General features: G+C 71.8%; 24 protein-coding genes and 1 tRNA gene. 21 read left to right on the top strand and 4 right to left on the bottom strand.

The annotated features are described in order from the left end of the window. Positions 1-144 precede the first annotated feature (144 nt). The 4 genes from mfd to ABZU74_RS06185 all read left to right on the top strand — a co-directional run bounded on the left by mfd (position 145) and on the right by ABZU74_RS06185 (position 7,362). On the top strand, positions 145-3,774 hold the full coding sequence (gene mfd / locus ABZU74_RS06200) for a transcription-repair coupling factor (protein ID WP_355419030.1): 3,630 nt from the start codon (positions 145-147) through the stop codon (positions 3,772-3,774). A 63-nt stretch (positions 3,775-3,837) separates the two neighbouring features. After that, positions 3,838-4,644: a hypothetical protein gene (locus ABZU74_RS06195; protein WP_355419028.1), complete on the top strand. Its 807-nt coding sequence runs from the start codon at positions 3,838-3,840 to the stop codon at positions 4,642-4,644. A gap of 2 nt (positions 4,645-4,646) precedes the next feature. Continuing rightward, the gene (locus ABZU74_RS06190; RefSeq protein WP_355419026.1) at positions 4,647-5,633 is read left to right on the top strand and encodes a nucleoside triphosphate pyrophosphohydrolase; all 987 of its coding nucleotides are present in this window, start codon (positions 4,647-4,649) and stop codon (positions 5,631-5,633) included. Between the two features lie 109 nt (positions 5,634-5,742). Then, positions 5,743-7,362, top strand: a complete 1,620-nt coding sequence (locus tag ABZU74_RS06185; protein WP_355419024.1) for a DUF885 domain-containing protein — start codon at positions 5,743-5,745, stop codon at positions 7,360-7,362. A gap of 21 nt (positions 7,363-7,383) precedes the next feature. Here the strand turns inward: ABZU74_RS06185 and nudC are convergent, their stop codons facing one another. Both nudC and ABZU74_RS06175 read right to left on the bottom strand, forming a co-directional pair. Continuing rightward, positions 7,384-8,343: an NAD(+) diphosphatase gene (gene nudC, locus ABZU74_RS06180; RefSeq protein ID WP_355419022.1), complete on the bottom strand. Its 960-nt coding sequence runs from the start codon at positions 8,341-8,343 to the stop codon at positions 7,384-7,386. Then, positions 8,340-9,032: a hypothetical protein gene (locus tag ABZU74_RS06175; RefSeq protein ID WP_355419020.1), complete on the bottom strand. Its 693-nt coding sequence runs from the start codon at positions 9,030-9,032 to the stop codon at positions 8,340-8,342. The genes nudC and ABZU74_RS06175 overlap by 4 nt, the downstream gene beginning before the upstream one ends. Before the next feature lie 213 nt (positions 9,033-9,245). On the opposite strand from ABZU74_RS06175, the gene eno reads away from it, so the two are divergent. The 12 genes from eno (at position 9,246) to ABZU74_RS06115 (ending at position 18,524) form a co-directional block, all read left to right on the top strand. Then, a complete protein-coding gene (gene eno, locus ABZU74_RS06170; protein WP_030328795.1) occupies positions 9,246-10,529 on the top strand; it encodes a phosphopyruvate hydratase in 1,284 nt (427 codons plus the stop codon). Positions 10,530-10,561: 32 nt separating this feature from the next. After that, positions 10,562-11,200: a septum formation initiator family protein gene (locus ABZU74_RS06165; RefSeq protein ID WP_355419018.1), complete on the top strand. Its 639-nt coding sequence runs from the start codon at positions 10,562-10,564 to the stop codon at positions 11,198-11,200. Positions 11,201-11,228: 28 nt separating this feature from the next. Beyond that, on the top strand, positions 11,229-11,786 hold the full coding sequence (locus ABZU74_RS06160) for a DUF501 domain-containing protein (protein WP_238660960.1): 558 nt from the start codon (positions 11,229-11,231) through the stop codon (positions 11,784-11,786). Continuing rightward, positions 11,783-12,319: an amino-acid N-acetyltransferase gene (locus ABZU74_RS06155; RefSeq protein ID WP_355419015.1), complete on the top strand. Its 537-nt coding sequence runs from the start codon at positions 11,783-11,785 to the stop codon at positions 12,317-12,319. Before ABZU74_RS06160 ends, ABZU74_RS06155 begins: the two co-directional genes overlap by 4 nt. 51 nt (positions 12,320-12,370) lie before the next feature. Continuing rightward, positions 12,371-13,312, top strand: coding sequence for a Ppx/GppA phosphatase family protein (locus tag ABZU74_RS06150; RefSeq protein ID WP_355419153.1), 942 nt, complete (start codon positions 12,371-12,373; stop codon positions 13,310-13,312). Positions 13,313-13,489: 177 nt separating this feature from the next. Continuing rightward, entirely contained in the window at positions 13,490-13,822 is a 333-nt protein-coding gene (locus ABZU74_RS06145; RefSeq protein WP_109820301.1) for a PadR family transcriptional regulator, read from the top strand. Then, positions 13,819-14,847 (top strand): hypothetical protein, encoded by a 1,029-nt coding sequence (locus ABZU74_RS06140; RefSeq protein WP_355419013.1) that lies wholly within the window; start codon positions 13,819-13,821, stop codon positions 14,845-14,847. The genes ABZU74_RS06145 and ABZU74_RS06140 overlap by 4 nt, the downstream gene beginning before the upstream one ends. A gap of 130 nt (positions 14,848-14,977) precedes the next feature. Then, positions 14,978-15,514 (top strand): hypothetical protein, encoded by a 537-nt coding sequence (locus ABZU74_RS06135; protein ID WP_355419011.1) that lies wholly within the window; start codon positions 14,978-14,980, stop codon positions 15,512-15,514. A 198-nt stretch (positions 15,515-15,712) separates the two neighbouring features. Continuing rightward, positions 15,713-16,399, top strand: coding sequence for a dienelactone hydrolase family protein (locus tag ABZU74_RS06130; protein WP_112671006.1), 687 nt, complete (start codon positions 15,713-15,715; stop codon positions 16,397-16,399). Positions 16,400-16,418: 19 nt separating this feature from the next. Next, positions 16,419-17,132: a uracil-DNA glycosylase gene (locus ABZU74_RS06125; RefSeq protein WP_355419151.1), complete on the top strand. Its 714-nt coding sequence runs from the start codon at positions 16,419-16,421 to the stop codon at positions 17,130-17,132. A 22-nt stretch (positions 17,133-17,154) separates the two neighbouring features. Then, on the top strand, positions 17,155-17,940 hold the full coding sequence (locus ABZU74_RS06120) for a DUF4129 domain-containing protein (protein WP_355419009.1): 786 nt from the start codon (positions 17,155-17,157) through the stop codon (positions 17,938-17,940). Continuing rightward, complete coding sequence (locus ABZU74_RS06115) at positions 17,937-18,524, top strand: hypothetical protein (protein ID WP_355419007.1); 588 nt, start codon at positions 17,937-17,939, stop codon at positions 18,522-18,524. The genes ABZU74_RS06120 and ABZU74_RS06115 overlap by 4 nt, the downstream gene beginning before the upstream one ends. Positions 18,525-18,643: 119 nt before the next feature. Here the strand turns inward: ABZU74_RS06115 and ABZU74_RS06110 are convergent, their stop codons facing one another. Next, on the bottom strand, positions 18,644-19,756 hold the full coding sequence (locus ABZU74_RS06110; RefSeq protein WP_355419005.1) for an RNA-guided endonuclease TnpB family protein: 1,113 nt from the start codon (positions 19,754-19,756) through the stop codon (positions 18,644-18,646). A 101-nt stretch (positions 19,757-19,857) separates the two neighbouring features. Between ABZU74_RS06110 and ABZU74_RS06105 the strand changes: the two genes are divergently transcribed. The 4 genes from ABZU74_RS06105 to ABZU74_RS06090 all read left to right on the top strand — a co-directional run bounded on the left by ABZU74_RS06105 (position 19,858) and on the right by ABZU74_RS06090 (position 24,318). After that, a complete protein-coding gene (locus ABZU74_RS06105; RefSeq protein ID WP_355419003.1) occupies positions 19,858-20,865 on the top strand; it encodes a MoxR family ATPase in 1,008 nt (335 codons plus the stop codon). Further along, entirely contained in the window at positions 20,865-22,307 is a 1,443-nt protein-coding gene (locus ABZU74_RS06100; protein WP_355419001.1) for a DUF58 domain-containing protein, read from the top strand. The genes ABZU74_RS06105 and ABZU74_RS06100 overlap by 1 nt, the downstream gene beginning before the upstream one ends. Positions 22,308-22,323: 16 nt before the next feature. After that, positions 22,324-22,884 (top strand): hypothetical protein, encoded by a 561-nt coding sequence (locus ABZU74_RS06095; RefSeq protein ID WP_355418999.1) that lies wholly within the window; start codon positions 22,324-22,326, stop codon positions 22,882-22,884. A gap of 102 nt (positions 22,885-22,986) precedes the next feature. Continuing rightward, a complete protein-coding gene (locus ABZU74_RS06090) occupies positions 22,987-24,318 on the top strand; it encodes an NAD(P)/FAD-dependent oxidoreductase (protein ID WP_355418997.1) in 1,332 nt (443 codons plus the stop codon). A gap of 75 nt (positions 24,319-24,393) precedes the next feature. On the opposite strand, the gene ABZU74_RS06085 is transcribed toward ABZU74_RS06090, so the two are convergent. Then, positions 24,394-26,253, bottom strand: a complete 1,860-nt coding sequence (locus ABZU74_RS06085; RefSeq protein WP_355418995.1) for a hypothetical protein — start codon at positions 26,251-26,253, stop codon at positions 24,394-24,396. A gap of 101 nt (positions 26,254-26,354) precedes the next feature. On the opposite strand from ABZU74_RS06085, the gene ABZU74_RS06080 reads away from it, so the two are divergent. After that, positions 26,355-26,435, top strand: a tRNA-Leu gene (locus tag ABZU74_RS06080). Positions 26,436-26,538 lie beyond the last annotated feature (103 nt).

Genomic DNA, 26,538 nt, shown 5'->3' with positions numbered 1-26,538 from the left:
CGGGTGTCGGCGTATCCGTTGGCGTCTCGGCGGGCGGAAGCCGGAGCTGGCGGGTCGACGGAGATAGGCTGAGTGTCGTGCACCCCCCGTCCGACTGGACGAGGGGCCGCCGTCGTGTGCGTCGACTCCCCTGGAAGGATTGCCTTGCTCACCGGTCTGTTTTCCGCCGCCCTGGCCGACCCCGGGCTGGCCCGGGCGCGTGACCTGGCGCGCTCCGGTGCCGCCCAGGTCGACGGCCTCGACATCACCGCTCCGGCCGCGTTGCGTCCGTTCGCCGTCGCGGCGGTCGCCGCCGACAACGACGGGGCCGGGCGACCGGTGCTGGCGGTGACCGCCACCACCCGGGAGGCCGACGACCTGGCCGCCGCGCTCGGCGGACTGCTGCCAGCCGAGCAGGTAGTGGTCTTCCCCTCCTGGGAGACGCTGCCGCACGAGCGGCTGTCCCCACGCTCCGACACGGTCGGCCGGCGGCTGGCCGTGCTGCGCCGGCTGGCGCACCCGGAGTCGACCGACGCGCACGGCGGCACCGGGCCACTGCGAGTGGTGGTGGCCCCGGTCCGTTCCCTGCTCCAACCGCAGCTCAAGGGGCTCGGCGATCTGGAGCCGGTGCAGCTCGCCGCCGGCGAGGAGGCGGACCTGGAGGAGGTCGCCCGCCGGCTGATCGACATGGCGTACGCCCGGGTCGACCTGGTCACCAAGCGCGGCGAGTTCGCGGTGCGCGGCGGCATCCTGGACGTCTTCCCGCCCACCGACGAGCACCCGTCCCGGGTCGAGTTCTGGGGCGACGAGGTGGAGGAGATCCGCACCTTCGCCGTCGCCGACCAGCGGACCATCGAGCAGGTTCCGCTGCTCTGGGCACCGCCCTGTCGGGAGTTGCTGCTCACCCCGTCGGTCCGCGACCGGGCCGCCGCGCTCGCCGAGCAGCACCCCGAGCTGGCCGAGATCCTCGACAAGCTGGCCGAGGGCATCCCGGTGGAGGGGATGGAGTCGCTGGCCCCGGTGCTGGTCGGCCCCGACTCGCTGGAGCTGCTGCTGGACGCCATGCCGGCCGGCACCCACGTGCTGCTCTGTGACCCGGAGCGGATCCGCACCCGGGCGCACGACCTGGTGCGTACCTCGGAAGAGTTTTTGCAGGCCAGCTGGGCCGCCGCCGCGGTCGGCGGTCAGGCCCCGGTGGACGTCGGCGCCGCCGCCTTCCGCACCCTCGGCGAGGTACGCGCCGCTGCGGGCAAGCTCGGCCAGCCGTGGTGGACGCTGTCCCCGTTCGGCCTTGTCGAAGGGGAGACCGCCGAGACGCGGCAGCCCTGGGAAGACGCGCCGGAGCAGGCCGCTGTCACTCCGGACGACGCCATCGCGGTGACCCTGTCCGCCCAGCCGGCGCCGCTCTATCACGGCGAGACCTCGCGGGTGGTCGAGGACCTCAAGCGCTGGGCCGGCGACGGCTGGTCGATCGCGCTGGTCTTCGAGGGGCACGGCCCCGCCCAGCGGGCGGTGGAGGTGCTGCGCGACGCCGGCCTGGGTGCCCGGTTGACCGAGGAGGTGCCGACCGCGCCCGTCCCGGGCGAGCTGGTGGTCACCTGCGGCGCGCTGAGCAGCGGGTTCGTCGATGAAGCGTCCCGCTTCGTGCTGCTCACCGGCAATGACGTGACAGGTGGTCGGGGCACCTCGACGCGGGACATGCGCAAGATGCCGAGCCGGCGGCGCAACACGATCGACCCGCTGGAGTTGAAGGCCGGCGACCACGTGGTGCACGAGCAGCACGGCATCGGTCGTTACGTCGAGCTGGTGCAGCGCACAGTCAACGGCGCCAGCCGGGAATACCTCGTCATCGAGTACGCGGCCAGCAAGCGGGGTCAGCCCGGCGACCGGCTGTTCGTCCCGACCGACCAGCTCGACCAGCTCTCCCGCTACGTGGGCGGTGAGCAGCCCACCCTGCACAAGATGGGCGGCTCGGACTGGCAGAAGTCCAAGGCCCGGGCCCGCAAGGCGGTCCGCGAGATCGCCGCGCAGCTCATCCAGCTCTACGCCGCCCGTAAGGCGTCCAAGGGGCACTCGTTCGGCCCGGACACCCCGTGGCAGCGCGAGCTGGAGGACGCCTTCCCGTGGCAGGAGACGCCGGACCAGCTCGCCGCGATCGACGAGGTCAAGCGGGACATGGAGCAGACCGTCCCGATGGACCGGCTGATCTGCGGCGACGTCGGCTACGGCAAGACCGAGATCGCGGTCCGGGCGGCGTTCAAGGCCGTGCAGGACGGTAAGCAGGTGGCGGTGCTGGTGCCGACCACTCTGCTGGTGCAGCAGCACTACAACACGTTCGCCGAGCGGATGAGCCAGTTCCCGGTGCAGATCCGGCAGCTGTCCCGGTTCCAGACGGCGAAGGAGACCGAGCGGACGCTGGAGATGGTCGCCGACGGCACCGTCGACATCGTCATCGGCACGCACCGGCTGTTGCAGACGGCGACCCGCTTCAAGCAGCTGGGCCTGGTGATCGTCGACGAGGAGCAGCGCTTCGGTGTCGAGCACAAGGAGCACCTGAAGACGCTGCGCGCGTCGGTCGACGTGCTGAGCATGTCGGCCACGCCGATCCCGCGCACCCTGGAGATGGCGATCACCGGCATCCGGGAGATGTCCACCATCGCCACCCCGCCGGAGGAGCGGCACCCGGTGCTCACCTTCGTCGGCGCGCAGGACGACCGGCAGGTGGCCGCGTCCATCCACCGTGAGCTGCTCCGCGACGGGCAGGTCTTCTACCTGCACAACCGGGTCGAGTCGATCGACCGGGCGGCACGGCGGCTGCGCGAGCTGGTGCCCGAGGCGCGGGTGGCGGTGGCGCACGGCCAGATGGGCGAGGACGCCCTGGAGAAGGTCATGGTCGGTTTCTGGGAGAAGGAGTTCGACGTCCTGGTCTGCACCACGATCGTCGAGTCGGGCATCGACATCCCGAACGCCAACACGCTGATCGTGGAGCGGGCCGACCTGCTCGGCCTGGCCCAGCTGCACCAGATCCGGGGCCGGGTCGGCCGGGGCCGGGAGCGGGCGTACGCCTACTTCCTTTACCCGCCGGAGAAGCCGCTCACCGAGCACGCCCACGAGCGGTTGGCGACCATCGCCCAGCACACCGAGTTGGGCGCGGGCATGTACGTGGCGATGAAGGACCTAGAGATCCGGGGCGCCGGCAACCTGCTCGGTGGCGAGCAGTCCGGGCACATCGAGGGCGTCGGCTTCGACCTGTACGTGCGGATGGTCGGCGAGGCGGTCTCCGCGTTCAAGGGTGAACGGCCGGAGGAGGAGACCGACGTCAAGATCGACCTGCCGGTCGACGCGCACCTGCCGCACGACTACGTGAGCGTGGAGCGGCTGCGCCTGGAGATGTACCGCAAGCTCGCCGAGGCGCGCGACGAGGAGCGGCTGGGCGAGGTGATCGCCGAGATGACCGACCGGTACGGCGAGCCGCCGGCCCCGGTGCAGAACCTGGTGGAGGTGGCCCGGTTCCGCCTGCTGGCCCGCCGCTACGGCCTGACCGACGTGTCGGTGCAGGGCAAGCACGTCCGGTTCGGCCCGCTGCCGCTACCGGACTCGAAGCAGTTGCGGCTCAAGCGCTACCACCCGGACGCCGTCTACAAGCAGGCCACCGACCAGGTCAGCGTGCCGCGACCGACAACCCGTCGGATCGGTGGCGAGCCGCTGCGTGACCAGGCGCTGCTCCAGTGGTGCGCGCAACTGCTCTCCGATGTGCTCGGTGCCCCCGCTCCACTCGCCGCCGCCGCGGGTTGAGGTGGGGCCGCGGTGCGGTGGGGGCCGTCACAGCCGGGGAGAGGGCATGAGAGAGTGACGGGTATGCGTGCTCGCCGTGTGATCGCCGCCGCCAGCGTCGCGGCCCTGGGTGTCCTCTCCCTCGCTGCCTGCGGCAAGTCCGCACCGAACGTCGCCGCCTATGTCGGTGACACCACCTACTCGGTGGACCGGATCGACGCGATCTACGACGACGTGCAGGCGAAGTACGGCGACGCGGTCCGGCAGGAGGCCGGTAAGGCGGGGGCGACGCCGTCGGCGGAGCAGTTGCGCGCCGCGGTGACCCGTCAGGACGTGGTCAACCTGCTGATCAGCCTGGATCTCGGCAAGCGGGTGGCCGCGGCGAAGAACATTCAGGTGCCCGACGAGGTCACCCCGCAGCAGCTTGAGCAGAATCTGCGGGTGCCGGCGACCACCGAGTACGCCAAGCTCTGGGGTGAGTGGATCGACCTGCTCCAGGTGCTCAACCAGCAGCTCCCGCCGGCTGAGCTGAGCGACGATTCGCTGATGGCCGTCTACGACGCGCTGGCGAAGACCGGGGCGATCAAGGGCGGCATGTCCGTGGCCGACGTCCGTCAGGCGTTCGGCGACGGCGGGTTCGTCCGTAGCGCCACCGCCCTCAGCACCGCGCTGGAGGACGAGGCGAGCCGGCTCGACGTCTCGATCAACCCGCGCTACCGGGCGGTGGGCGTGCCGTCGGTGGTGAGCACCGGCCAGTCGGTGGTCTTCTACTCACTGCCGTTCATCAACGAGGCCGGCCCGGTCACCGACATCTCCACCCCGGAGCCGCTGCCGTCGAGCGACGCGCCGAGTGCCGAGGCTCCCGCACCGGATCAGGGCACGGCCAGCTGAGCATGACCGCTCGGATCGTCCTCCTGGTCACCTCACCCCGGTTGCCGGCCGGCCTGTTGACCTCCGCCGCCTGGGATGTCGTACGCCAGCACCCGGTGCTGACCGGCGCGGACAGCGAGTTGGTCACTGCCGTGCGCCAGGCGGGCGCCGAGGTCACAGTGGTGGACGGGCCGGCGACGCAGCAGTTGCTGGACGCGGTGGCGACGCACGGCACCGTGGTGTGGTTGGCCGGTCCGGCGGGTGACGAGGCGCTGGCCCGGGAGTTGGGTCTGCGGCTGGCCCGGCAGCCGGGGTTGGCCGAGATGGAGCTGATGTACGGCTCGTGGGATCCGCCTGGTGCCCGGCTGCTCGACGCGGTGGCCGTGCTGGATCGACTGGCCTCTCCGGGTGGCGACCCGTGGAAGCGGGCGCAGACGCACCGCAGCCTCGCCGGTTATCTGCTGGAGGAGAGCTACGAGGCGTACGACGCGATCAGCGCCGACGACACAGACGCGCTGCGCGAGGAGTTGGGCGACGTGTTGTTGCAGGTGGTGCTGCACGCACGGCTCGCCGAGGAGTTGCCCGAGGATGAGCGGTGGACCATCGACGACGTGGCCGGTGGCCTGGTGGACAAGATGATCCGCCGCAATCCGCACGTCTTCGCCGGCGCCGAGGTGGGCACCCTGGAGGAGATCACCGAGAACTGGGAGCGGATCAAGCGCGCTGAGAAGGCCCGGAGTTCGGTGCTGGACGGGGTGGCCCTGAGCCAGCCCGCGCTGGCCCTGGCGGCGCAGATCCTGGACCGCGCCGCCCGTCGGGGCATCGAGGTCCCACCTCCACCGCCCGACGCCCAGCCGGACGCCGAAGCGAAACTGGGCGCGAGTCTGCTGGCAGCGGTTGCCGCGGCCCGCGAGGCGGGCCTCGACCCCGAAGCGGCCCTCCGCCGCACCACCCTGTCGCACGCCCAATCCATCCGCGCCGCCGAACCCCCACCCGCAGACCCGCGCTGATCATGAAGTTGTCGCCCTGACACGCCGGGGCGGATGGCAACAACTTCATGATCGACGGAACGGACGGACGTGACCGTGCCGGGGTGGGGCGGTCGGTAGGGTGGGGCGGGTGGAAGCGTTTGGGGTGCTGGCTGAGCGGGTTGTCGAAGCGCTGTTGGAGTCGCGGCCGGGGGTTGCCACAGCTGCCGGGGATCACCGGTTCGACGATCGGCTGCCGGACCTGTCCGCCGACGCGCTGTCCGCCGACCGGGCGATGCTCTCCGACGCGGCAAACGCGCTGTCCGAACTGGACCCGGACTCGCTCGACGTCGACGAGCAGGTCGACCACGCGCTGCTCACCTCATTCGTGGATCGGGAGCTGTTCGAGCTGACCGAGATCCGGGCCCACGAATGGGACCCGTTGACGCACAACCCCGGCCCGCTGCTGCACGCCCTCGTCGCCCGCCCGTTCGCGCCCGCGGACGTCCGGTTGACAAGCCTCGCCGGCCGGCTCGCCGCCGTACCGGACGCCCTCGCCACCGCCCGCGCGACGCTGCGCGACATGCCGCGGATCCACGCGGAGACGGCGGTCGGGCAGTTCACCGGCACGGCCGCCCTGATCCGCGACGAGCTGCCGGCGCTGCTCGCCCAGGCACCGAGCCACCTCGACCGGGTCGAGCCGGCGGCCACCGCCGCGATCGCCGCGCTGGACGAGTTCGTCGCCTGGCTGCGCGCCGGCCTGGCCGACGATGCCGGCCCCGGTCGTGACCCGCGACTCGGTCGGCGTCGCTGGGAGGCCCGGCTCTGGCACACCCTCGACACCGAGCTGGGCGCCGCCGAGATCCAGCGTCGCGCGTGGGCCAACCTGGACCGGGTCACCGCGGAGATCCGCGAGGCGGCCGTCGAGCTGGTCGGCGGTCCGGCCGACGACGCGTCAGTACGTCGGGCGCTGGACCTGCTCGCCGCCGAGCACCCGAACGACGCGACGATCGTCGAGCTGGCCGGGGTGACCCTGGACGAGGCGACCGACCTCGTCCGCGCCCACGACCTGGTCACCCTGGTCGACGACCGGTGCGTGATCCAGGAGATGCCGGAGTTCGCACGGGGGGTCGCGGTGGCGTACTGCGACGCGCCCGGCCCGCTGGAGACCGCCGTCGTGCCGACCTTCTACTGCATCGCGCCCACCCCGTCGGACTGGCCGGCGCAGCGGGTCGAGTCGTTCTACCGCGAATACAACGACCACATGATCCGCAACCTGACCGTGCACGAGGCGATGCCGGGGCACTTCCTCCAGCTCGCCCACGCCCGCCGCTACGTCGGTGGCACAAGGGTCCGTGCGCTGGCCGAGTCCGGCCCGTTCATCGAGGGCTGGGCGGTCTACGCGGAGGAGGTGATGACGGGGCTCGGCTTCGGCGGTCTGCCGGTGCGGTTGCAGCAGCTCAAGATGCAACTGCGGATGACCATCAACGCGCTGCTCGACCAGTTGGTGCACGCCGAGGACCTGCCCGAGGCCGAGGCGATGGCGTTGATGACCGGGCGCGGCTTCCAGGAGGAGGGTGAGGCGGCCGGCAAGTGGCGGCGCGCGCAACTCACCTCCACCCAGCTCTCCACCTACTTCGTCGGGTACAGCGAGATGGCCGACATCGCCGCCGCCCGCCCGGACGGGGTGTCGATCCGCGACTGGCACGACGCGATGCTCGCCCACGACTGCCCGCCCCCGCGCCACCTGCGCACCCTGCTCGGTCTCTGAGAAACGCCGGGCCGCGCGGGTTCAGCGCCGCGCGGCGGTCACCGTCGCGTCGATGAGCCAGCGCGAGATGGAGTACGCGGGCGGCAGTTGCGCCGGCAGCGCATTCAGGCCGAACCACTGAGCCTTGGTCAGCTCCCGTCCGTCGACAACAGGCTCGGCCCGCGGGTCGGCGGCACGGGCGGTGAAGCCGGCGAGCAGCACGCCCGGTCCGGAGATCGCCCACGGTTGGCTGCCGAGATAGGTCAGCCGGTCGACGGACAGCCCGACCTCCTCGCCGACCTCCCGGTGCACCGCCGCCTCGAGCGTCTCGCCGGCCTCGACGAAGCCGGCCACCAGCGCCCACAGGTCGGTCGGCCCGGTGGCGTGCCGGACCAGCAGCAGCTCGTCAGCGTGCCCGGGCGGGCCGGGCCGGGTGATCGCCACCAGTACGGCGGCGGAGAGCTGCATCGGCACGTACAGGCCGCAGCTGGGGCATCGGCGGGCGGTCTCGCCGGGCTGGTCGGTCAGCTCCGCTCGGCAGGCGCCGCACCACCTGTGGGTACGCCGCCACGTCAGCACCGCCAACGCCCGGCCGGCGAGCGTGGCGTGTGGCTCCGGCACCTCGGCGGCGAGCGACGCCCAGCCGCGCGCCCGCCCGGGAAGGCCGTCGGCGGTGGTCAGGTCGGTGCCCCACGCGGGCACACCGTCGAGCGTGCCCAGCGGCACCCAGTCGGTGTCGGCGGGCAGGTCGGCGACGCGGAGGGGGTGGCCGTCGACGCCGGTCAGCAGCTTCGCGCCGGTCACCGGCAGGGCCAGGTCACCGGGCGCCGGAGGCCGGCTCCGGTCGGCTCCCGGCAGGAACCCGCCGGGCGGCGCGGAGGGCGTGAACCCGCCGGGCAGCGCGGCGGCCGTCAACCCGCCCGGCGGCGCTCCGGACGTGTCGGTCGGCGCTTTGGACGGGTCGGGCGGCGCGACGGACATGGGCTCGGCCGGGTCGGTCACGAGCCGCCGGGGCGGCGGTCGACGACGCCGGCGCCGGCGGGCGGGTCGAACGCGCCCTCGTCGACGGTCGGGGAGTAGTCGCGCAGGGCCAGCTCCACCGGCTTGCCGTCGACCGGCCCGGTGAAGCTGCCGAGCACGCCCTCGGTGGTCACACAGGCGGTGAAGTCGCCGGACGAGCTCTCCACCGCCACGCAGGCGGCGTGGTGCCCGGCGACTGTGGTGTCACTCTGCTTGATGACCGCCTGCGGGTCGAGCGCGGCGGTGGTGAGCAGCCCGACCACCACCGGCGGCGTGACGAGGCCCTGCCGATTGGCCTCGCCGAACAGCGTCACGGTGGGCTTGCTGCCAGGGGTGGGCGGGGCGATCAGCGTGCACTGCGGGCGGGCGCCGGTCGTCGTGCAACGGGTGATGGCCTCCGGGGTGACGGTGAGTTGCCCGCCCGGGTAGGTGTACGTGGATCGCGCCGGGTCCTGTGCCTGCACGATCGCGGCGCTCTGGCCGCCGGGCAGCTGGTAGTCGGCCGAGTAGGTCAACTCCAGTGCCCGATCGAGCCGGGCGGCGAGGTCGTTGACGAGTTCCGAGCGGCCCATGGCGACTCCGGCGTCCTCGAATGTCTGACAGCCGGTGACCGTGAGCGACGCGATGACCGACACGGCGAGCATGCGGAGGGTGGTCGAGGCGGCGGGCATGGCGACAAGCCTGGTGGATCTGGTCCGCGCAGCGCAAACCCGTTGCCGGTTGACGCCCGGAAATCCGGGAATGTCCGTCAGCGCGGGGCGGCCCGGGTGCGCGGGCGACGCCATGCCCGTTCGCGCCGCCCGATACGCTGCGTTCAACACCTGCCTCAGCCGCACCGTCGCGGCCCACCCACGGACCGGATCACAACAACGAGGAGCGACTTAGTGGCAACCATCGAGGGAATCGTCGCCCGGGAGATTCTCGACTCGCGGGGCAACCCGACGGTCGAGGTCGAGGTCGGTCTGGACGACGGCACGGTAGCCCGCGCCGCCGTGCCGTCCGGCGCCTCCACCGGCGCCTTCGAGGCGATCGAGCTGCGCGACGGTGACGCCGACCGCTACCAGGGCAAGGGCGTGGAGAAGGCGGTCTCCAACGTCGAAGACAAGATCGTCGACCAGATCATCGGGTACGAGGCCAGCGAGCAGCGGCTGATCGACCAGAAGATGCTCGACATCGACGGCACCGACAGCAAGTCGGAGCTGGGCGCGAACGCCATCCTGGGGGTCTCCCTGGCGGTGGCGAAGGCCGCTGCCGGCAGCGCCGAGCTGAGCCTCTTCCGCTACCTGGGCGGCCCGAACGCGCACCTCCTGCCCGTGCCGATGATGAACATCCTCAACGGTGGCGCGCACGCCGACTCGAACGTCGACATTCAGGAATTCATGATCGCGCCGATCGGCGCGCCCACGTTCCGTGAGGCGCTGCGCTCGGGCGCGGAGGTCTACCACGCGCTGAAGTCGGTGCTGAAGAAGAAGGGCCTCTCCACCGGGCTCGGCGACGAGGGTGGCTTCGCGCCGAACCTGCCGACCAACGCGGCGGCCCTGGACCTGATCGCCGAGGCGGTCGAGAAGGCCGGCTACCGGCTCGGCACCGACATCGTGTTCGCGCTCGACGTGGCGGCCACGGAGTTCTTCGACAACGGCACCTACACGTTCGAGGGTGCCGCGAAGTCCGCCGAGGAGATGAGCACCTACTACACGAAGCTGGCCGACGAGTACCCGATCGTGTCGATCGAGGACCCGCTGGCCGAGGACGACTGGAGTGGTTGGCAGACGCTGACCGCCTCGATCGGCGACCGGGTGCAGATCGTCGGTGACGACCTGTTCGTGACCAACCCGCAGCGCATCGCCCGTGGCATCGCGGAGAAGGCGGCGAACGCGGTTCTCGTCAAGGTCAACCAGATCGGTTCGCTGACCGAGACCCTGGACGCGGTGGACCTGGCCCACCGGGCCGGCTTCAAGTGCATGATGAGCCACCGCTCCGGCGAGACCGAGGACACCACGATCGCCGACCTGGCGGTGGCCACCGGCTGCGGCCAGATCAAGACCGGCGCGCCGGCCCGTTCGGACCGGGTCGCCAAGTACAACCAGCTGCTCCGGATCGAGGAGGAGCTGGCCGACGCGGCGCGCTACGCCGGCGCTGGCGCGTTCCCGCGCTACCGTTCGGCCTGAGACGCACGAAGCCTCGGGGGAGGGGTGTGACGATGCAGCAGCGCCGCACACCGGGTGGTCAGCGTCCCGCCCGTCGGCCGGGTCAGTCCGGTCGGCCGGGCGGCGGGCGCGCCACCCGGGGATCGGTCCGGGAAGCCGGAGTACGCGCCGAGCCGCGCGCCGCCGGTCGCGCGCCGGGTGCTGCCCGGGGCGTCGAAGGCGTGCGCTCCGTGAATCGCCCGGCCGCCGCTCGGCGTACCGCCGCCGGTGGTGCCGTGAAGCGACTCGCCGCACCCAACCCCCGTCGCTTCACCGGTCGGGCCACAGTGCTGTTCGCGGTCCTGATCGCGCTCGCGCTGGCCTACACCTACCCGGTCCGGGTCTACCTGGACCAGCAGGCCAACATCGAGCGGATGGAGGCTGCCCAGGCGGTGCAGGAGCAGGAGATCGCCAAGCTCGCCGAGCAAGCCGCGAAGTGGCAGGACGACGCGTTCATCGAGACGCAGGCTCGGGAGCGGTTCTTCATGGGCCGGCCGGGCGAGAAGATGATGGTGGTGCTGCACGACCCGGAGGGCGCCGCCCGGGACGCCGGGAAGTCGGCCGGTTCGGCCGCCCCGGCGGGGCCATCGACCTGGTACGACACGCTCTGGTCGAGCGTGCGGGCAGCCGACAGCCAGCAGCCGGGCAAGTGACCCACCGATCAGCGCACCAGGAGAGACCGTGACTGTCGTACCACCGTCGGAGCCGGCGGCGGATTCCGTACCCCTGCCGCAGCGTGAGCCGGCCACCGAGGCCGACCTGGCCGCGGTGGCCGCGCAGCTCGGCCGCACGCCCCGCGGCACCCGGGCGGTTGCCCACCGTTGCCCGTGCGGTTTGCCGGACGTGGTGGAGACGACCCCCCGCCTCGCCGACGGCACCCCGTTCCCGACGCTCTACTACCTGACCTGCCCCCGGGCCACCGCGGCGTGCAGCCGGCTGGAGTCGGCGGGGCTGATGAAGGAGATGGCGGACCGGCTGACGACGGATCCGGAGTTGGCCGCCCACTACCGTGCGGCGCACGAGGACTACCTCACCCGCCGGGAGGCGATCGGCGAGGTGCCGGAGATCGCCGGCATCTCGGCCGGCGGGATGCCGGGCCGGGTCAAGTGTCTGCACGTGCACCTGGGTCACGCGCTGGGTGCCGGCCCCGGTGTCAACCCGTTCGGCGACGAGACGTTGGAGCTGGTCGAGCCCTGGTGGTCGGCGGGGCCGTGCGTGGATGTGCCGGCGGGCGAATGAGCGCGCAGACCGGGTCGGAGGCACCCGAGAGTCAGATCCTCGTCCGGCGGGCCCGCACCGGGGATGTGCGGGGCATTCGGCGACTCGTCGACACCTACACCGACGACCGGCGGCTGCTGAGCAAGGCCACCGTCACCCTCTTCGAGGACGTGCAGGAGTTCCGGGTCGCGGTCCGGGCCGAGGACGACGTCGTGGTGGGCTGCGGCGCGCTGCACGTCATGTGGGAGGACCTGGCCGAGATCCGCACTGTGGCCGTGGACCCGTCCTGCCGGGGCCGGCGGATCGGTCACCGGCTGGTCGGCGAGCTGATCGACGCGGCCCGGGAGTTGGGCGTGGCGCGGATCTTCGTGCTCACCTTCGAGACCCGGTTCTTCGGCTCGTTCGGCTTCCGCGAGATCGACGGCGCTCCGGTGCCGCAGCCGGTCTACGAGCAGCTGCTGCGCTCGTACGACGAGGGTGTCGCGGAGTTCCTGGACCTGGAGCGGGTCAAGCCGAACACGCTGGGCAACACCCGGATGCTGCTGCGCCTGTGACTCGGATCTGGCTGGGCGGGCTGCCGTAAGGTTGCTGCCGTGACGACGCGTGTGGCGGCCATCGACTGCGGGACCAACTCGATCCGACTGCTGGTCGCCGACGTGCCCGACGCCTCGGCCGGGCCGCAGGCGCCGCTGGTCGACCTGACCCGGCGGATGGAGATTGTCCGGCTGGGGCAGGGAGTGGACAGCACCGGCCGACTGGCGCCGGAGGCGATCGAACGGACCCGGGTGGCGTTGGCGTCGTACGCCGCCGACATCGAGAAGCTGGGTGCCCAGCGGGTGCGGATGTGTGCCACCTCGGCCTCCCGCGACGCCGCCAACGCTGCCGACTTCACCGAGATGGTGCAGGCCACCCTCGGTGTCGCGCCCGAGGTGGTCAGCGGCGACGAGGAGGCCCGGCTGTCGTTCACCGGCGCGGTGCGCGGGCTGCCCAGCGACGCGAAGGAGCCGTTCCTGGTCGTCGACATCGGCGGGGGTTCCACCGAGTTCGTGGTCGGTGACCGGGCTGAGGGCGTGCGCACGGCGATCTCGGTGGACATCGGCTGCGTCCGGATGACCGAGCGGCACCTGCCCGGCGACCCACCGACGCCAGCGCAGGTCGCGGCGGCGCAGGCCGACATCGCGGCGGTGGTGGACCGGGCGCTCGCCGTGGTGCCCGGTCGCGAGGCGGCCACCCTGGTCGGCCTCGCCGGGTCGGTCACCACAGTGGTCGCCCTCGCTCAGGGCCTGCGGGAGTACGACCCGGAGCGCATCCACCACGCCCGGGTGTCGTACGAGGAGGTCGCCCGGGTGACAGCGGAGCTGCTGGGTCAGACCCGTGCGCAGCGGTTGGCGAACCCGGTGATGCACCCGGGCCGGGCCGACGTGATCGGCGCGGGCGCTCTGGTGCTTCGCGTGATCATGGAGCGGGCCGGGATGCCGTCGGTGGTCGCCTCGGAGCACGACATCCTCGACGGCATCGCCTGGAGCCTCCAGCCAGCCACGCGCTAGCGGGCCAGCGGGCTAGATCAACTCGCCTTCATTGAAGTCGCGGTGTCCGGGCGCCTCGGATGCCCCGACTTCCTGAAAACCGAGTCGATCAACGCCTCGCCCGACGGGGCGGCCCGGCCCGGCGTGTCGGGGCGGATTCGTTGACGCTACTGCGCATTACGCACTAGTGTGCAATGCGTGGACACCACACAGTTACTGAAGGGCGTGCTCGACCTGGCCGTCCTGGCCGTGCTCCGAGAGGAGGACGGTTACGGCTACGACATCCTGCGCAGGCTTCGTGAGGCCGGCCTTGAGGAGGTCGGCGACGCCTCGGTCTACGGGACGCTGCGCCGCCTCTTCGCCGCCGGCCTGCTCACCACCTACGTCGTGCCGAGCGAATCCGGGCCGCACCGCAAGTACTACTCACTCAACGCGGCGGGGCGCGACCAGCTGACCCGCTCCGGCAAGCTCTGGCGCTCGTTCGCCACCACCATGGACAGTCTGCTCGACGATCGGGGGTTGGCGGCATGACCGTCACGGAGCAGGAGATCACCGACTACGTGGCGCGGGTCCGGGCCGCTCTGGCCGACCTGCCGGCCGGACAACGCGACGAGCTGACCGAGGATCTCGCCGACCACCTCACCGAGGTCGCGGCCGAGGCCGAGGGCACCCTCGTCGAGCGGTTGGGCGAGCCCGAGACGTACGCCGCCGAGCTGCGCGCCGCGGCCGGCGCCGCACCGGGCAGCGGGCGCAACCTCGACCAGCGGGTGGCGACCGCGATGGCCCGGGCCCGCGTCCGGCTGCGCGCGCTCGACACCCGGCTCGGTCCACCCCTGGGGTACGCGACGGCCAGCGACTTCCTCCAGTTGCTGCGCCCCGGCTGGTGGGTGCTCCGGGGCTACCTGGCGGCGATGCTGGTCACGGTGATCAGCACTGGCGGCAGCTTCGGGCTGCTGCCGAGGTTCGGTGGTGAGTTGCTCGCCGGCATGATCATGTTGATCGGCTTCGTGCTCGCCTCCATCTGGGTCGGCCGCCGCTCCGGGCGGTTGACCCGCTGGCCCCGCTCGGCAGTGCAGATCGGCAGCGTGGTGCTGGTGGTCTTCGCGTTCGCCGCTCTGCTTCAGGCGGAGGACCGGATGCGTTACGGCGACTACGGCATCGATCCGACCTCGATCAACGGTCCGTACGACCAGGTCCGGGACGTCTTCGTCTACGACAGCGAGGGCCGGCTGGTGGAGAACGCCCGGCTCTTCGACCAGGACGGCAACCCGATCCGGCTCGGCTACCCGGACTGCGAAGGCCGCGTTGACGAGTACGGCAACCCGCTGCTGCGGCCGTACCCGTACTGCGTGGGCCGGGCGCCCTTCGGGCCCCGAGGGCCGGGCGTGTCCCCACCGTCGGCACCGCCCGCGATCAGCACGCCGACGTCCGAGCCGACCGGCACGCCGACGTCGGAGCCGACCGGCACGCCGACGCCGGGTGGAACGCCTGGCGAACCCTCGGCGGGTCCGACCGCCACGCCGAGCGAAACGCCAACCCCCACCCCGACGCGCTGAACCACTGTGTGAACTGGATCATGCAACTGAAGCTGGGAAATAGCTGAACGGACGAGGCGAGCGGGACGGCACCGGAAATCAATGATCGTTACGGTGTCGTCTGCTCATCAACCCCTCGGAAGGAACCCCCGTGTCAGAGCAGGTCGCACCGCCCCCCGCGCCCGACGCCGCAACCCCTGAGCCGGCCGTCGAGACGCCGCAAGCGGCAGCGCCGCAGCCGGCCGAGACGCCGCAGCCGGCCGCCGAGACGCCGCAGCCGGCCGAGCCGAAGGCGGAGAATTCCGGTGCGAAGAAGGCCCTCGGCATCGTCGGTGCGATTCTCGCCGTCGTCGTCATCGCCGGCCTGAAGTTCGGCGTCGCCTCGGCCATCGGCAACTACTTCAACAAGGACGAGACCGCGGACGCCAAGACCGGCGACTGCATCGCCGAGCTGCCCGAGGTCACCGGCACCGAGCAGGAGGAGGTCGACGGCGCCAAGGTCGTCGAGTGCACCTCCACCGACGCGGCGTACAACGTGGTCGGTCGGGTGAACGGCCAGAGCGAGGCTCAGGCCAAGGCCGACACCACCTGCACCCAGTTCTTCACGGAGGGCGAGGAGGGGTACGTCTTCTCCAGCATCGAGCCGGGCAAGACGGGCTATGTGCTCTGCCTGACCAAGAAGGTCTGACCACAGCGGTAGATCGGCGTCGACGGCGGCGGGAGCAGATCCCGCCGCCGTCGGCGTACCCGGAGTCATCGGGGGGCGAACAGGAGGTGAATGCCACTGTTCCGGCGTCTTCCCGACGGCCCCGTGGCGTGGCAGGCTACCGGCACGTAGGACCACTGGGCGACCAGCCAACGATGACTGACCGCTAGGAGGACGGCTATGGGCGAAATGGTGAGCTACCGCAGCAACGGGGGCACGAGCGAGGGGTATCTCGCGATACCCGCCAGCGGCACGGCCAGCCCCGCCGTCATCGTCATCCAGGAATGGTGGGGCCTGGTCCCGCACATCCGGTCGGTGGCGGACCGGTTCGCCGAGGCCGGTTTCGTGGCCCTCGCCCCGGACTTCTACCACGGTGAGACGACAAGCGAGCCGGACGAGGCGCAGCGGCTCCTGCTGGCGATGCGGATGGACGAGGCGGCGAAGGACATCGCCGGTGCGGCCGACTATCTCGCCGGGCGGCCCGAGGTCACCGGTAAGGTCGGCGCCGTGGGCTTCTGCGCCGGTGGCAGCCTGGCCCTCTGGTCAGCCACCATCTCCGAGCGGATCGTCGCCACCGCCGGTTTCTACCCGGTGCTGCCCTGGGAGTCGATGCGCCCCGACTGGGCCGACTACGCCGGTAAGGCAGCCGTCATCCACTGCTCCGAAGAGGACGGCACCTCGGCCGACGAGGGCGTACAGACCGCCCGTCGGGCCATCGAGGAGGCCGGCGGCGACTGCCACCTCTACGACTACCCGGGCACCTCGCACGCCTTCTTCAACGACGACCGACCGGAGGCGTTCGACCAGCGCGCCGCCGCCAGCGCCTGGGCTCGCACCCTGGAACTCTTCCGGGCGAAGCTTGGCTGAGACGCGTACCCCCGAACAGGTGGTCGCCCGCGCAGCGCGGGCGACCGACCTGGCCGACCTCGACGCCGCGGTGAGCGACTGTTTCGCCTGCCCCCGGCTGGTCCAGTGGCGGGAGGAGGTCGCCCGCACCCGCCGGGCCGCCTTCCGCGACCAGGAATACTGGGGTCGGCCGGTGCCGGGGTTCGGCACCGGTGACGCGCGGATCGCCATCCTCGGGCTGGCGCCCGCCGCACACGGCGGCAACCGCACCGGCCGGATCTTCACCGGTGACCGGTCGGGTGACGTGCTGTTCGCCGCGCTGCACCGGGCCGGGCTGGCCAACCAGCCGACAAGCGTCGCCGCCGACGACGGGCTGACCCTGCGAGACCTGCGGATCTTCTCGGCCGTCCGGTGTGCGCCTCCGGACAACAAACCGACCCCGGCGGAACGGGACACCTGCGCACCCTGGCTGCACCGCGAGGTCGCGCTGATCCAGCCCACGCTGCGGGTCGTGGTCGCGCTGGGCGCGTTCGCCTGGGCAGCGTGGTGGCCGGTGCTCCGGGCGGTGTACGGGCAGCGCCCGCCCAGCCCGCGACCGGCGTTCGGTCATGGGGCACACTGGTCCGGCACGAACGCTCCGGACTTGCTCGGCTGCTACCACGTCAGCCAGCAGAACACCTTCACCGGGCGGTTGACACCAGGGATGTTGGACGACGTCTTCGGCCAGGCTAAACAGCTGGCCGGAGTGGACTGAGACGACGCGTGGGGTGGTGGCGATGACAGACGGAACACGCCCGCCCACGCCGGTACCATCCGCCGAGCCGGGCGTGCTGCCTCCGGTGCTCGGCCTGCTCCGCCGGTGGTGGCCGGTCGGCGCGGTCGCCGCCCTGCTCGCCGGTGCCGCGCTGGCGTCCGCCCACTCGTCGATCGGGGCCAGTCGGATCCCGCCGGCGGCGGACAACATTCCGTGGGTTCCCGAGTACCCGACCGTCGAGCCGTCACCGTCCATCCCGATCGAGCCACGCGACGCAGGCGAGGCCACCCAGGCGCACATCCCGCAGTGGGTCGGCACGGTGGCGGTGGTCCTGCTCGGGCTGGCCATCCTCGCCGCGCTCGGCTACCTCAGCTGGATCCTCATCCGGGGCGCGCTGCGCCGCACCACCCGGGCACTACCGGCGCAGCGGGCCCGTCGTACGGCCGAGGGCACCGCCCGTGAGGTGGTGGCCGCCCTCGACGCCGGCCTGGTGGAGCTCGACGACCGGGACACCGACCCCCGGGTGGCGGTGATCGCCTGTTGGGTGCGTCTGGAGGAGACCGCCGCCGCGGCAGGTGTGCCGAGACTCGCCGGGGACACCCCCACCGACCTGGTCAGCCGGCTGTTGCAGGGTGACCCGGCGGCGGGCGTGCCGGCCATCGCCAGCACCGACGTGCTGGCCGAGTTCGCGCACGTCTACCGGGAGGCCCGGTACGCCACCCACCCGGTCGGTGAAGGCACCCGGGACCAGGCCCGCGCCGCGCTTGGCCGGCTGCGCGGAGAGCTCACCACGGCGGTGGCCTCATGAGCAGCACCAGCATCGACGATCTGCTCGCGTTCGAGGAGGAGGCGGCGCCGGTCGGTCCGGAGGCGCGCGACTCCCGGTGGCGTCCGGTGCTGCGTCTACTCGGGTGGGCCGCCGCGCTGGTCGCGGTCCTGCTCGTCGGCCTGCGCGCGGTGGGCCTCCAGGTCTCGCTGCCGGTACTGATCGCCGGGGTGCTCGCCGTGCTGGCGGTGCGCCGGGTCACCGCCCTGCTCGCGCCGCCGCCACCCCCGCCCGGCGGTGGTCGGGTCGGCACGGGCGAGGAGGACGGCAGCTACAACTGGGCTGCCCGGGACGCGCTGGGGAGCGCGATCAACCGGTGGGAATGGCCCCTGGACTGGTCCTCGACCCGTCCCGAACGGTTCAGCGGCACGGTCCTGCCCCGGATCGGTGAGCTGGCCGACGAGCGGATGCGGCTGAAACACGGCGTCACCCGTGAGTCGGATCCCGCCCGCGCCCGTGTCCTGCTGGGTGACCGCCTGTGGACGTTCCTGGAGACCCCGCCTCGCCGCACCCCGTCGCCGCGCGAACTCGCGGTGATCGTCGCCGAACTGGAGAGCATCTGTTGACATCCTCCACCGCCCTGAAGGGCAGGGATTCCCTTGGTCACCCGAGGGGGTTCCTGTTTCATCGGGCCGTGCCTTCACCGCTGACGCGGGTTGGGTCTTATCGCCCCTCCACAGGCGGTTTACCTCTCCGCCAGCCCGGCGGCGAGGATGTTTCTAGCGGCATTGATATCCCGGTCGTGTACGGCATCGCACCCAGGGCACGTCCAGGCGCGAACGCCGAGAGCCATGGCGGTGTTGATCCGCCCGCACGCCGAACAGGTCTTCGTACTCGGGCACCAGCGGTCGACGGCGATCACGGTCCGTCCGTACCAGGCCGCCTTGTACTCGATCATGTTGCGCAGTTGCGTCCACGCCGCGTCCGTAATCGCGCGGGCGAGGCTGTGGTTACGCATCATGGTGCGGACGCTGAGGTCTTCGATCACGACCGTTTGATTCTCGCGGACGAGTCGAGTCGACAGCTTGTGCAAATGGTCACGACGCCGGTCGGCGATGCGGGCATAGATCCGGGCCACCGCAAGGCGGGCTTTGGTCCGGTTGGCGGAGTCCTTGGCCTTACGCGACAGGTTCCGTTGCGCCTTGGCCAACTTGCGCCGCTCAGCCCGCTCGTGGCGCGGGTTGGTGATTTTCTCCCCGGTGGAGAGGGTGAGCAGACTAGTGATGCCTGCGTCTGCCCCCACCACCAAGGGCAGCGGGGGCAAGGGCTCGACGGTTGGGTCGTTGACCAGTATGGAAACGAACCAGCGGCCAGTGGCGTCTCGCGACACGGTGACCGTCGATGGTTCGGCACCTTCGGGCAGGGGTCGCGACCACACGATGGTCAGCGGTGCGTCCATCTTGGCGAGGGTGAGTTGCCCGTGGCGCCAGCAGAACGCCGAGCGGGTGTATTCCGCCGATGCCCGGGACCTTCGCTTGGACTTGAAGCGCGGGTAGCGCGAGCGCTTCCCCCAGAAGGCTGCGAACGCGGCTTGCAGGTGCCGCAGCGTCTGCTGCAAGGGCACGGAGCTCACCTCGTTGAGATAAGCCAGTTCGCTGGTGCGTTTCCACTCGGTGAGCCATGCCGACGATTGCACGTAGGTGCTGCGCTGTTGGCCAACGGCCCACGCGCGGGTGCGCGCGTCGAGGGCGAGGTTGTACACCTTACGCACGCAGCCGAACGTGCGGTTGAGCTGTTCGGCCTGTTCGGGGGTCGGATAAAAGCGGTACTTGTAGGCCCGCTTCACCACCTCACCCATTCCTCACATTCTATCGGTTCATCAGTTAAGACGAGCATCGAGGGGAGGGAGCGCCGTGGAATTTTGGCCCTGAAAGGTCCGCTTTCCACGCCGCGATCCTGATGAACGACGTGGACCGAAGCATTGCCCCCGCCGAGGTCGGGCAGCTGGCTCGGGCGGTCCTGGACGCGGTCGGCACCGTCGTGGTCGGCAAACGGGACGCGTTGGAGCTGGTCCTCGCCGGCATCCTCGCGGGCGGACACGTGCTCCTGGAGGACCTGCCAGGGCTCGGTAAGACGCTTACCGCCCGCTCGTTCGCCCAGGCGCTCGGGTTGGACTTCCGTCGCTTGCAGTTCACCCCCGACCTGCTCCCCGCCGACGTCACCGGCTCGTTCCTCTACGACCAGCGCAACGGCGACTTCACCTTCCGGGCCGGCCCGGTCTTCACGAACCTGCTCCTCGCCGACGAGATCAACCGGACGCCGCCGAAGACCCAGTCCGCGCTCCTGGAGGCGATGCAGGAGAAGCAGGTGTCGGTGGAGGGTGTCACCTACAAGCTGGACGAGCCGTTCCACGTGCTGGCCACCGCCAACCCCATCGAGTACGAGGGCACCTACCCGCTGCCCGAGGCGCAGCTGGACCGGTTCCTGCTGCGGGTGTCGTTCGGCTACCCCCAGCACGAGGAGGAGTGGGAGGTGCTGCGCCGTCGGATGAGCCGTCGCCGGGAGGAGGCGGACATCAAGGCGGTGGTCGACGCGGCGACGCTGCGGGCCATGCAGGCCGCCCTGGAGGACGTGGTGGTGGAGGACTCCATCGGCCGCTACATCGTGTCGCTCACCGCGGCCACCCGGGAGCACCCGTCGGTGCTGGTCGGTGCGTCACCTCGCGGTTCGCTGGCGCTGTTGCTGCTGGCCCGGGTCCGCGCGGTGTTCGGCGGCCGGGACTACGTGGTGCCGGAGGACGTCAAGTCGGTGGCGGCGCCCGCCCTGGCGCACCGGATCACCCTGCGCCCGGAGATGTGGTTGCGCCGGGTCGATCCGGCGTTCGTGGTGGGCGAGGTGCTGGAGTCGACGCCCGCCCCGGCCAGTGGCGCGCTGCCCAGCTACGCCGCCGGCGGGCCCCGGCACTGATGACCGGACCGACCGTGCCGAGGGCCACCGAAGCGGAACCGGCTGCCGGCTGGGCGCCCACCCCGGCGCTCGGCCGTGCGGTGCTGCTCGCCGGTCTGCTGCTGGTGGCCGGCGTGCTGCTGGGTCGGGTGGACCTGATCGTGCTCGCCGCCCCGTTCGCGCTGGGCACCGCGTACGCGCTGCGTCGACGGCCCACGGCGCTGCCGCAGGTGTGGATCACCCAGGGGGACGGCGGGCCGCTGGTCGAGGGCGGCGACGTGGCGGCGGCGGTGAGCGTCGGCAACCCGGACACTGTCGACTACGACCTGGTGGTGATGCGTTCCCGCGTGTCGCCGTGGCTGCGGATCGACCGGGCCGGCTTCGTCCGCGACGGAGCCGTCGACGGCGGGGAGCCGAGCGCCCTGCCGGCGACCGGTGCGACGGCTCCGGGCAACGGCGGGCGCCGTTCCGCAGCGGACCGGCCGTTCGTGACCTCGGTGCCGACGGGTGCCGCTGTGGACCTGGACCTGGCCGGCAAGGCAGTGCGCTGGGGCCGGCACCCGATCGGCCCCGCCGGCGCGCGGGTCGCCACGGCTGGTGGTCTGCTGGTCTCCCGGGCGGTGATCACCGAACCGGTCCGGGTGCGGGTGTACCCGCGTACCGAGCCGTTCGAGGCGGTGGAGGCGATGCCCCGGGCCGCCGGTCTGGTCGGGGCGCACCACTCCCGCCGACCCGGTGAGGGCGGCGAGTTGGCCGGCGTACGGGTCTTCGCCCCCGGCGACCGGTTGCGCCGGATCGACTGGCGGGTCTCGTTGCGGGCCCGGCAGCTGCACGTGGCGGCCACGCTCTCCGACCGGGACGCGGAGGTGGTGGTGCTGCTCGACGTGCTCGCCGAGGCGGGTCGCTCCGGTGGGGTGGGCGGCGCCGCCTCGGTGCTGGACACCACAGTCCGGGCCACCGCCGCGATCGCGGAGCACTACCTGCACCGAGGTGATCGGGTCTCGCTGCTGGAGTACGGGCCGGCAGCCCGCCGGCTCCGGCCGGCCGCCGGGCGGCGGCAGTACCTGACCGTCCTGGAGTGGCTGCTCGACGTCCGGGTCCACGCGTCCGCGCACGAGCCGTACGACCAGGTCTTCGGCCCGCAGTTGCTCTCCTCGGACGCGTTGGTGGTGGTGCTCACCCCGTTGCTGGACGAGCGGTCGGCGCAGATGCTCGCCCGGTTGGCCCGGGGCGGGCGGTTCGTGGTGGCTGTCGACACGTTGCCGACCGACCTGGCGTCGCCGAAGGACCGGGGTTGGGCCGAGGTGGCGTACCGGCTGTGGCGCCTGGATCGGGAGATCATGATCGGGCAGCTCCGGGAGCACGGCGTGCCTGTGGTGCGCTGGGCCGGCGCCGGCAGCCTGGACCAGGTGCTGCGGGACGTGGCCCGGTTGGCGACGGCCCCACGGGTGGGTGGCCGGTGAACGGAAGCAGGCACGGATGAACGCCGTCACCGAGCGGGTCCGGGCGGCGCGGTACGCCGTAGCGCGCGTCAGTGTGGCCCCGCTGCTGGTCCGGGCCGCGATCTTCGTCATCGTGCTCGCCGGGTTCGCCCTGGCCTTTCCCGCCGAGGTGCTTTCCGGCCGGCCGATCCTCTTCCTGGCCGTCGCCGCCCTGTTGCCCGCGTTCGGACCGCGTCGGATCTGGGCGACCTTCACGGCGTTGGTCACTGTCGGCGGCTGGCTGCTCGCCACCGACGGGTACGGCCGTCCGGTGGCCCTCTGGCGGCTGCTCGCCGTCGCGGCCCTGCTCTATCTGGGTCACACCCTCTGCGCGCTGGCCGCGCTGTTGCCGTACGACGCGGTGGTGGACCCCGAGTTGATCAGCCGTTGGTTGGTGCGGTCGGCCGCCGTGTTGTTGGGTGCCGCCGTACTCGGCGTGTTGTTGTTGCAGGCGGCGGGGACGGGTGGGGGCGCCGGGCACCAGTGGGTCACAGTGCTGGGGCTGCTGGTGGCGGTGGGCACGGCAGCGTTGCTGGGCTGGCTCCTGCGGCGCCGGTGACCGCTGTGACCTGAGGGTTACGCAGGTCACATGGGTTGTGCTCCGTCACAGATGGGGGCCGCGAGCGGCATTACCTGAGCCGGCCGGGGAAAGATAGACAACGTGAATCCGAAGCGGATCCTTGTGGTTGGTGCCGGGCACGTCGGTCTGTACGCCGCCCTGCGCCTGTCGAAGAAGCTCAGCTCCCGTGAGGCTGAGGTCATGGTGGTGGACCCCCAACCCCACATGACCTATCAGCCGTTCCTGCCCGAGGCGGCGGCGGGCAACATCTCCCCGCGGCACTCCGTGGTGCCGCTGCGGCGGGAGTTGCGCCGGTGCAAGATGGTGGCCGGCACGGTCACGCGCATCGAGCACGACCGCAAGGTGGCCACCGTGCAGCCGATCAGCGGCCCGGCCCGGGAGATCACCTACGACCACGTGATCGTGGCCCCGGGTTCGGTCTCCCGCACCCTGCCGATCCCCGGCCTGCACGAGCAGGGCATCGGGTTCAAGACCATCGGCGAGGCGATCTACCTGCGCAACCACGTGCTGGATCGGCTCGACGTGGCGGCCGCCACGCCGGATCCGGACGTCCGCCGTTCGGCGCTGACCTTCACCTTCGTCGGCGGTGGGTACGCCGGCATCGAGGCGCTCGCCGAGATGGAGGACATGGCTCGCGACGCCCTGCGCTACTACCCGGAGCTCAAGCAGGACGAGGTCCGTTGGGTGCTGGTCGAGGCCACCCAGCGGGTGCTGCCCGAGGTCGACCGGGACATGGGTGCCTACACCGTGCAGCAGCTGCTGAAGCGGAACATGGACATCCGGCTGGACACCCGGCTCGAGTCCTGCGTCGACGGGGTGGTCAAGCTCTCCGACGGTGACAGCTTCCGCTCCGACACGATCGTCTGGACGGCCGGTGTGAAGCCGTCGCCGATGCTGGACTCGACCGACTTCCCGCGTGATGACCGTCGGCGGATCACCTGCCTGCCCACCCTCCAGGTGGTCGACGGTGACCAGGTGGTCGAGGGTGCCTGGAGCGCCGGCGACTGCGCCGCCGTGCCGGACCTGACCAAGGAGCCGGGCAACTTCTGCTCGCCGAGCGCTCAGCACGCGGTGCGCCAGGCCGCCCGGATGGCCGACAACATCGCGGCCGTGATCCGGGGTCGCGAGCCGGTGAACTACAAGCACAAGCACGTGGGCAGCGTGGCGAGTCTTGGCCTGCACAAGGGCGTGGCCCAGGTGTACGGGATCAAGATGACCGGTTGGCCGGCGTGGGTGATGCACCGGACGTACCACATGAGCCGGATCCCGTCGTTCAACCGCAAGGTCCGCGTGGTGGTGGACTGGTCGTTGGCGTTCTTCCTCAAGCGTGAGGTGGTCGCCCTGGGCCAGCTGCACGACCCGCGCGAGGAGTTCGTCGAGGCCTCCCAGCCGATCGGCGCGCCCCGCGTCTGACCGCCAACTGCACGACGAGGGCCCCTTCCCACCGTTCCCGGCAGGAAGGGGCCCTTGTCGTATCCGCTGTACTGGTCAGACCCGCCAGGTCCAGGCGTCGGCGATCCGGGTGGGTGGGCCGTAGAGCTGTTCCAGTGTGGCGCGCAGGGTCTCGGCGTGGGGGGCGTCGTCGGTGAGCGCCACGCACGACGCGCCCCAGAATTCCGCGTCGCGGGCGGCCTGGCGGCGCTGCTCGTCGCCGATGGCCGGTTGGTCGCCGCGGCGGGCGACATCCGCCAGTAGTGCGGAGGTGGGCTGCTTGAAGGTGCCCATCGCCGCGGTGCCGCCCCTGCCGTAGGGGCCGATGAAGAAGCCTTCCGGCAGCCCGAAACCGGCGTCGGCGGCGGTCGCCCAGCGCATCGGCCAGGGCTCCTTCGGGGTGGGCAGCGGCACCGGGACCAGCACCCCGCCCGGGGGTACGCACTGCCGCCAGTGGCCGCCGGTGACGAATTCCGGCACTGCCGGTCGCCCGGCGGTCGGCAGGGGGGTCGGGAAGATCGGCAGCAGCGCCACGCCGACGGCCAGTGGCACCAGCCGCCGCGCCCGACCGGAGCTGCGCAGGGCCCGGTCGACCGCGAGCACCAGCAGCGTCGCGACGATCGGCAGCAACGTCAGCGCGAACCGCATCGGCAACGCGCCGTCCACCACCGGCAGCCCACCGATCAGGGCGTACGGGCCGGGGATCGCCGTCCGGGTGCCGCCGAGCACCACCTCCGGGCCGAGTGAGAGGGCCCCCATCACCAGACCCGCCACGACGCAGGCGAAGACCAGGCGGCGTCGGCCGGCCCAGACCGCGCAGACGGCGGCGACCAGCAGCAGTGGCCAGCCGAGGAACGTGTTGTACTCGGCGGGGCCGGTGGTCAGCCGGGCGGATTCGTCGCTGCCGGCCACCGACAGTGGGGAGAGCATCCACCAACTGCTCAGGTCGGCGGAGAAGTAGGCCGGGGTGAACATCCCGTCCGCGACGCCCTGCGGCCCGGCGAACTGGAACCACAGCGGATAGCCGAGCACCAGCAGGGCGAGCCCGGCGGCGATCGCCAGCCCGCCGGCGAACCCGGGGAGCGCCCTGCGGGCCAGGTCGCGGTCCGCCACGGCGTAGCTGATCGCCATTACCAGCAGCGTGATCGCGGCGAGAAAGAGCACCTCCTCGCCGATGAAGACCTGCGCGGTGACCGCGCCGGCCAGCCCCGCCGCCGAGGTGAACAGCCGCCGACGGTCCGGGCCGGTGGCTCGGGTACGGCCGGTCTTGTCGGGCGCCCCGGGCCCCGGGTCAGCCGCCCGCAGCAGCCGGACCACCAGCCATACGATCACCGGCACCAGCCACTGGGCGGTCATGTGCAGGTGGCTGTTGGTCTGCGAGACCATGCCCGGCCCGAATCCGCACAGTCCGCCGCCGAGCGCGGCGGCCACCCGCCGGGCGCGCAGTGTCCGGTGGAACAGCAGGTACCAGGCGAGGGCGGTGCCGGCGAGGTTGGCGGCGGCGAGCAGCGCGAAGGTGACCGGCGCGCCCAGCAGCAGGGTCACCGGCGCGAAGAGAACGCCGAGTGCGATCACCGTGGTGTTGGCCATCAGGTTGACGCCGTCGGGAGCGTTGAGCCGGTCGGTGAGCAGGTCGAAGTCGCCGAGCAGCGCGCGGGCGTCCACCGCCAGGAACCACTCGTAGAGGGTCTGGTCCTCCGGATTGAGCGCCAGGGTGCGGGCTCCCGGGTCGGGCCACAGCCCGTGGGTGAGCCAACCGGCCAGCACCCCGAAGATCAACGCGGCCAGCAGATCCGCCCGGTGGCGGCGGACGGCGGCCAGCAGCCGGGTGGCCCGGGGTCGGCGGTTGACCTGATCGGCGAGGCGGAATGCCTGCTCAGGGGCGGCGTCGGGGGCCGTGGGGGCTGCGCTGCTCACGGCATCGACCCTAATGTGACCAGGCCGGCGGGGTACGCCGGGTCGCCGCAGACCGGCTACGGTGACACTGCACCAGGCGTGTCGGCGCGCCGGTGCCACTCGCCCGGGTGGTGGAAAGGCAGACACGGCCGCCTTAAAAGCGGCTGCCGAAAGGCGTGCGGGTTCGACCCCCGCCCCGGGCACCGGTCGGCTCACCCATTCTCATTCGTGATCTCCAGGACTAGGCTGCGCCGTTTACTCTTGGAGGGCACGTTCACGTGCAAACGACCCCCTGAGGGAGGCCAG

Origin of the sequence: Micromonospora sp. NPDC005171, from assembly GCF_040608575.1 — a bacterium.
Classification (GTDB): domain Bacteria; phylum Actinomycetota; class Actinomycetes; order Mycobacteriales; family Micromonosporaceae; genus Micromonospora.
The sequence above is the reverse complement of the archived record's forward strand: the minus strand, read 5'-3'. Positions and strand labels throughout refer to the sequence as shown.

What these genes read in the sequence shown, in the direction of transcription:
- ABZU74_RS06100 (WP_355419001.1), top strand. Translation starts at nt 20,865, where the DNA reads ATGACCGGACCGACCGTGCCGAGGGCCACCGAAGCGGAACCGGCTGCC.
- ABZU74_RS06165 (WP_355419018.1), top strand. Translation starts at nt 10,562, where the DNA reads ATGCAGCAGCGCCGCACACCGGGTGGTCAGCGTCCCGCCCGTCGGCCG.
- ABZU74_RS06130 (WP_112671006.1), top strand. Translation starts at nt 15,713, where the DNA reads ATGGGCGAAATGGTGAGCTACCGCAGCAACGGGGGCACGAGCGAGGGG.
- ABZU74_RS06105 (WP_355419003.1), top strand. Translation starts at nt 19,858, where the DNA reads ATGAACGACGTGGACCGAAGCATTGCCCCCGCCGAGGTCGGGCAGCTG.
- ABZU74_RS06155 (WP_355419015.1), top strand. Translation starts at nt 11,783, where the DNA reads ATGAGCGCGCAGACCGGGTCGGAGGCACCCGAGAGTCAGATCCTCGTC.
- ABZU74_RS06190 (WP_355419026.1), top strand. Translation starts at nt 4,647, where the DNA reads ATGACCGCTCGGATCGTCCTCCTGGTCACCTCACCCCGGTTGCCGGCC.
- ABZU74_RS06175 (WP_355419020.1), bottom strand. Translation starts at nt 9,032, where the DNA reads ATGCCCGCCGCCTCGACCACCCTCCGCATGCTCGCCGTGTCGGTCATC.
- ABZU74_RS06195 (WP_355419028.1), top strand. Translation starts at nt 3,838, where the DNA reads ATGCGTGCTCGCCGTGTGATCGCCGCCGCCAGCGTCGCGGCCCTGGGT.
- ABZU74_RS06140 (WP_355419013.1), top strand. Translation starts at nt 13,819, where the DNA reads ATGACCGTCACGGAGCAGGAGATCACCGACTACGTGGCGCGGGTCCGG.
- ABZU74_RS06120 (WP_355419009.1), top strand. Translation starts at nt 17,155, where the DNA reads ATGACAGACGGAACACGCCCGCCCACGCCGGTACCATCCGCCGAGCCG.
- ABZU74_RS06110 (WP_355419005.1), bottom strand. Translation starts at nt 19,756, where the DNA reads ATGGGTGAGGTGGTGAAGCGGGCCTACAAGTACCGCTTTTATCCGACC.
- ABZU74_RS06115 (WP_355419007.1), top strand. Translation starts at nt 17,937, where the DNA reads ATGAGCAGCACCAGCATCGACGATCTGCTCGCGTTCGAGGAGGAGGCG.
- ABZU74_RS06095 (WP_355418999.1), top strand. Translation starts at nt 22,324, where the DNA reads ATGAACGCCGTCACCGAGCGGGTCCGGGCGGCGCGGTACGCCGTAGCG.